General features: G+C 70.9%; 5 protein-coding genes. 3 read left to right on the top strand and 2 right to left on the bottom strand.

The genetic code is table 11. The annotated features are described in order from the left end of the window. Nucleotides 1–212, bottom strand: a 212-nt coding sequence (locus RWX45_RS13030) for an iron-containing alcohol dehydrogenase (RefSeq protein WP_316024145.1), incomplete at its 3' end; no start/stop codon positions are given. Nucleotides 213–730: 518 nt separating this feature from the next. On the opposite strand from RWX45_RS13030, the gene RWX45_RS13025 reads away from it, so the two are divergent. From RWX45_RS13025 to dapB, 3 genes are all read left to right on the top strand, one after another. Next, a complete protein-coding gene (locus tag RWX45_RS13025) occupies nt 731–3,100 on the top strand; it encodes a polyribonucleotide nucleotidyltransferase (protein WP_316024144.1) in 2,370 nt (789 codons plus the stop codon). 250 nt (nt 3,101–3,350) lie between these two features. Beyond that, on the top strand, nt 3,351–4,712 hold the full coding sequence (locus tag RWX45_RS13020; protein ID WP_316024143.1) for a pitrilysin family protein: 1,362 nt from the start codon (nt 3,351–3,353) through the stop codon (nt 4,710–4,712). Between the two features lie 31 nt (nt 4,713–4,743). Beyond that, entirely contained in the window at nt 4,744–5,496 is a 753-nt protein-coding gene (gene dapB, locus RWX45_RS13015; protein WP_316024142.1) for a 4-hydroxy-tetrahydrodipicolinate reductase, read from the top strand. A 4-nt stretch (nt 5,497–5,500) separates the two neighbouring features. Here dapB and RWX45_RS13010 read toward each other — a convergent pair. Beyond that, on the bottom strand, nt 5,501–6,093 hold a 593-nt coding region (locus RWX45_RS13010; RefSeq protein WP_316024141.1), incomplete at its 5' end, for a GNAT family N-acetyltransferase.

The following is a 6,093-nucleotide window of genomic DNA, read 5'->3' as shown; positions in this document are numbered from 1 at the left end:
GGGTTGGGGACGACGTCGGAGAAGATCTCCCAGGCGATGCCGGCGTCGTCGAGCAGGTCGGTGATCCGCGTGGCGGTGCCGTTCTCCGCGAGGACCGGGTCGGTAACGATGAAGGCCTTGCCCAAGCCCCGGGCGGTGATCTCGGCAGGGATGTGGGCGATGGCGCCGCGTCCGAAGTAGCCGGTCTGGTTGAAGATCATGCGGTAGGTCATAAAGCGCTCTCCCTTGGTGCAGCTTGCTGTACCGGGCGTCGAGGGCGGATCGCCCTCATCCCCACCCGCAGTTGAAACGGTTTCATGAGGCTATCCTCAATGGGAAGGCCCGAAGGTCCCGTCCTCCCGGCGCGGCCTATTTCACGTTGGTAGGCCGCTTCGGCACCCCCGCCGTGGCGGCCGCCAGGGTAGGATCAAGCTGTCCGCCTTCTGTGTTCATGGCAGCGGAAGCGCGTTTCCCGGGCGCCAGTAGGTGTTCACCCGGACGCGCCACCTCGGAATGCTCCCGGGGGCAGTCCGCGCCACCGGACGGGAGCGTCGCCGTCATCGGCGTCGTCGGCCCGGTCAGGAGCGTCAGGGGAGCGGACCCGGGAACCGGGATGGACTCGGTGCCCGGACGGCATGGACCCGTCGGTTTTCGGTGGTGGCCTCCGGACCAGCGTGCGCGCCGCTCCGTGGGCCTCGATCGAAGGCCACGGTCCAGCCAATCGATCGACATAGAAAGAGACACGCTACATATGTTCCTTGACGACCCCGAGGTCACTGCCGCCGAGGCCGTGATTGACAACGGCCCCTTCGGCAAGCGCGTGGTCCGCTTCGAGACCGGACGCCTGGCCAAGCAGGCCGCCGGCAGCGCCATGGCCTACCTCGATGGCGAGACCACCGTCCTGTCGGCCACCACCGTGGGCAAGCACCCCAAGGACCAGTTCGACTTCTTCCCGCTCACCGTCGACGTGGAGGAGCGCCAGTACGCCGCCGGACGCATCCCCGGCTCCTTCTTCCGCCGCGAGGGCCGCGCCGGCACCTCCGCCATCCTCGCCTGCCGCCTCATCGACCGCCCGCTGCGCCCCTCCTTCGTCAAGGGCCTGCGCAACGAGGTCCAGGTGGTTGAGACCGTGCTGTCCATCCACCCCGACGACGCCTACGACGTGCTGGCCATTAACGCCGCCTCCATGTCCACCCAGATCGCGGGCCTGCCCTTCTCCGGCCCCGTCGCCGGCACCCGGCTCGCCCTCATCGACGGTCACTGGGTCGCCTTCCCCCGCTACTCCGAGCTCGAGCGCGCCACCTTCAACATGGTGGTCGCCGGCCGCGTGCTGGAGGACGGCGACGTCGCCATCATGATGGTTGAGGCCGGTGCCACTGAGAACGCCTGGGACCTCATCGCCGCCGGCGCCACCGCCCCCACCGAGGCCGTCGTCGCCGAGGCCCTGGAGGCCGCCAAGCCGCACATCAAGGTCCTGTGCGAGGCGCAGCTGGAGGTTGCCAAGCACGCTTCCAAGCCGACCGCCGACTTCCCGCTGTACCTGGACTACACCGACGAGCAGTACGACGCCGTCGAGAAGGCCGCCGAGGCCCACAACCTCGCCGGCGCCATCGCCACCGAGGGCAAGCAGGCCCGCGACGAGGCCACCGACGCCGTGCGCGACGCGGTGCTCGCCGACCTGGCCGAGACCTTCCCGGCCGAGGAGGACACCAAGGCCCTCAAGGCCGCCTTCCGCTCCGTGACCAAGAAGCTCGTGCGCCACCGCACCCTCACCGAGGGCGTGCGCATGGACGGCCGCGGTCTCAAGGATATCCGCACCCTGGCCGCCGAGGTCGAGGTGCTGCCGCGCGTGCACGGCTCGGCCATCTTCGAGCGCGGCGAAACCCAGATCATGGGCGTGACCACCCTCAACATGCTGCGCATGGAGCAGCAGATCGACGACCTGTCGCCGATCAAGCACAAGCGCTACATGCACCAGTACGTCTTCCCGCCCTTCTCCACCGGCGAGACCGGCCGCGTGGGCGCCCCCAAGCGCCGCGAGATCGGTCACGGCGCCCTGGCCGAGCGCGCCCTGGTTCCGGTGCTGCCCAGCCGCGACGACTTCCCCTACGCCATCCGTCAGGTCTCCGAGGCGCTCGGCTCCAACGGGTCCACCTCCATGGGCTCGGTATGCGCCTCCACCCTGTCGCTGCTCAACGCCGGTGTGCCGCTGCGCGCACCGGTGGCCGGCATCGCCATGGGCCTCATGCACGAGGAGATCGACGGCGAGACCAAGTGGGCCACGCTCACCGACATCCTCGGCTCCGAGGACGCCTTCGGCGACATGGACTTCAAGGTCGCTGGTACCCGCGACTTCATCACCGCCCTGCAGCTGGACACCAAGCTCGACGGCCTGCCCTCCGACGTGCTGGCCGGCGCCCTGGCGCAGGCGCGCGACGCCCGCCTGTTCATCCTCGACGTCCTCGCCCAGGCGATCGATGCCCCCGACGAGATGGCCCCGACCGCTCCGCGCGTGCTCACGGTGCACATCCCGGTGGACAAGATCGGTGAGGTCATCGGCCCCAAGGGCAAGATGATCAACCAGATCCAGGAGGACACCGGCACCGAGCTGACGGTGGAGGACGACGGCACCATCTACATCGGCGCCTCCGACGGCCCGTCCGCCGAGGCCGCCCGCGACGCCATCAACGCCATCGCCAACCCGCAGATGCCGGAAATCGGCGAACGCTTCGTCGGCACGGTTGTCAAGACCACCACCTTCGGCGCCTTCGTCTCCCTGACCCCCGGCAAGGACGGTCTGCTGCACGTCTCGCAGATCCGCCGGCTGGTGGGCGGCAAGCGCGTGGAGAACGTCGAGGACGTCCTCAACGTGGGCGACAAGGTCGAGGTGGAGCTGGCCGAGATCGACCAGCGCGGCAAGCTCAGCCTGCACGCCGTCCTCACCGAGGAGCAGCAGGCGGCCGAGGACGAGGCCAAGGCGCACCGCGCCGAGCGCGGTGAGGGCGACGGCGAGCGCCGTCCGCGCCGCCGCCGTGAGCGCACCGAGGAGGACGGCGAGCGCCGTGAGCGCCGTCCGCGCCGCCGCCGCATGCGCACCACCGAGTCCTCCGACGACGAGTGAGCGCTGCTCCTTCGTGCTACCGCGGCACTGAGGCCGCCTGAACATCCGGCTGGGGCCGGGAGCCTGTATGGGTTCCCGGCCCCACCGTTTGCTGCGCGCCGGGTCGGGGCAGGCCCATGAGCCGGCCGCACCCCTCTCACCGAAACCGGCACTAATGACGTGCCGAAACCGGCACTAATGACGTGCCGAAACCGGTCGATGTGGTTGCGCTTGCCGGTGCGCGTCGACGCCGAGGCGATAGGCTCGGGCGGTGACTCCTTCCGCACCCACCGGCCCCGACACCAGCTTCGCCGAGGTCCCCCTCACCCGCGGGCCCGCCGGCACCCCCGGCACCGAGCTGCACCTGACCGACGACGGCGCCACCATCCGCCGCTCCATCCTCCCCGGCGGCGTGCGCGTCATCACCGAGCATGTGCCCGCGCTGCGCTCCGCCTCCCTGGGCGCCTGGTTCGGTGTCGGCAGCCGCGACGAGCGCACCGGCCAGGAGGGCTCCACCCACTTCCTCGAGCACCTGCTGTTCAAGGGCACCGGCACCCGCTCCGCCCACGACATCGCCGAGGCCTTCGACATGATCGGCGGGGAGTCCAACGCCGCCACCTCCAAGGAGCACACCTCCTACTACGCCCGCGTCCTGGGCCCCGATGACCTGACCGCCCTGGACGTGCTCGCCGACATGGTCACCTCCTCCCGCCTGGACCCGGGGGAGGTGGAGACCGAACGCGGCGTCATCGTCTCCGAACTCGCCGACGCCGCCGACGACCCCGCCGAGATCGCCCAGGAGGCCTTCGCCCGCGCCGTCTTCGGCACCGACACGCCCCTGGGACGCCCCATCGGCGGCACCTATGAGACGGTCTCCGCCGTGCCCCGCGACGCCGTCTGGGAGCACTACCAGCGCACCTACGCCTCCGACACCCTCGTGGTTGCGGCCGCCGGCGCCGTCAACCACGAGGAGATTTGCGAACGGGTGACCGCCGACCTTGCCGCCGCCGGCTGGGACACCACCGGCGCCGTCGCCCCGCGCCCGCGCCGCTTCGAGACCGAGCCGACTGCCGCGCTGACCGTGCAGGACATCACCGTGGAGCGCGACGCCGAGCAGTCCCACGTCTACCTCGGCTGCCCGGGCATCCCCGCCCTGGACGAACGCCGCTGGACCATGAGCGTGCTCACCACCATCCTCGGCGGCGGCATGTCCTCCCGCCTGTTCCAGGAGATCCGCGAGAAGCGGGGCCTGGCCTACTCCACCTACGCCTTCGACACCGCCTACGCCGGTGCCGGCGCCTTCGGCCTCTACGCCGGCTGCGCCCCCGGCGACGTCGATGAGGTGCTGGCGGTCATGGCCGGCGAGTTCGAGTCACTGGCCGCCGATGGCGTCACCGAGCGGGAGCTGGAGCGCGCCCGGGGTCAGATTCGCGGCGCCATGGTGCTCGGCGGAGAGGACTCCCTGGCGCGCATGGGGCGGCTGGGCCGGGCCGAGGTTGTCACCGGTCGGCTGCGCTCCATGGAGGAGAACCTGCGCCGACTGGACGCGGTCACCGCCGAGGACGTGCGCGCCCTGGCCGCCTGGCTCGCAGGGCAGGACCGCTGCCGCGTCGTCGTCGGCCCGGGCGCCTGAAGTGCCGGATGATCCTGGTTAGGATGCCCGCATGAGTATTGCCGTTGCCGTTGTCGGCGCCGCAGGGCGCATGGGATCCACCGTCTGCCAGGCCGTTGAGGATGCCGAGGGCCTGGAGCTCGTCGCCCGCCTCGACGTTGGTGACACCATCAGCGCCGAGACCCTCAACGGGGCCGACGTGGCCGTTGATTTCACCCACCCGGCCGTCACCGAGGACAACGTGCATGCCCTCATCGACGCCGGCGTTGACGTCGTCGTCGGTACCACCGGCTGGACGGATGAGTCCTATGAGCGTGTGCGCACCCACCTGGCCCGGCCCGAGGCGGCCGGTCGCAGCGTCATCATCGCCCCGAACTTCGCTCTGTCGGCGGTGCTGACCATGAGCTTCGCCGCGAAGGCGGCCCGCTACTTCGAGTCCGCCGAGGTCATCGAGCTGCACCACCCGAACAAGGTGGACGCTCCCTCCGGCACCGCCATCGCCACCGCCCAGGGCATTGCCGCTTCCCGGCGGGACGCGGGCCTGGGAGCAGTTCCCGACGCCACCGAGACCGACCCCGACGGCGCGCGCGGCGCCGTCGTTGACGGCATTCACGTGCACGCGGTGCGCCTGCGCGGGCTCACCGCCCACGAGGAGGTCGTGCTCGGCAACCCCGGGGAACAGCTGACCATCCGCACCGATTCCTTCGACCGCGTCAGCTTCATGCCGGGCGTCATTCTCGCCGTGCGCGAGGTCTGCGGGCGCGAGGGCCTGACCATCGGCCTGGATCAGCTTCTGGACCTGTAGTTGCCTACAGGGCGGCGGCCCAGCAGTCCTCGGTGATGCCCTCGCCGACGGGCAGCTCGCGGTGAGAATCCGTGGGTGTCAGGCCCGCATCCTGGAGGAAGGAGGTCAGGGACTCATCCCCACGCACCGCCCAGATGAGCAGCACGTCGGCGCCGTGCGCCCGGGCCTGATCCGTGGCGGCGGCCAGTAGCCGAGAGCCGTGCCCGCATCGTTGCTGCTCCGGAGCGACGCCGAGGGCCGTGATCTCCAGACCCCGCGCGGCCGCGTCCGGGCCGACGCCGCCGGTCGCATCGCCGGGGGAGGGGGCTACGCCGACCAGCCCCACCACCTCGCCGCCTTCGCCAACGGATACGAGCACGCGATGTGTTGATGAGGGCGGAGCCAAGATCGCCTGTTCCCAGCCGGCGGCCACGACCGGCGCCGCCACCATGGCGGCCACGCCGTCCGGCAAGGGCGCGTCGTGTGCGGCCTGGTAGGCGGCTTCCAGGGACGCCAGCATGGTGGTGGCGTGCACTCGGCCGATCGCCTCGAGGTCCGCGAGCGTGGCTTCGCGCACAAAGCCGGCGGCCGCCGACGTCGAGGGGGAAACAGGGGGCG

Source organism: Actinomyces sp. MRS3W (assembly GCF_032465695.1).
In the GTDB taxonomy this organism is placed as follows: Bacteria; Actinomycetota; Actinomycetes; order Actinomycetales; family Actinomycetaceae; genus Actinomyces.
Note: the sequence above shows the minus strand (reverse complement) of the source record. Positions and strands in the feature narration are given on the sequence as shown.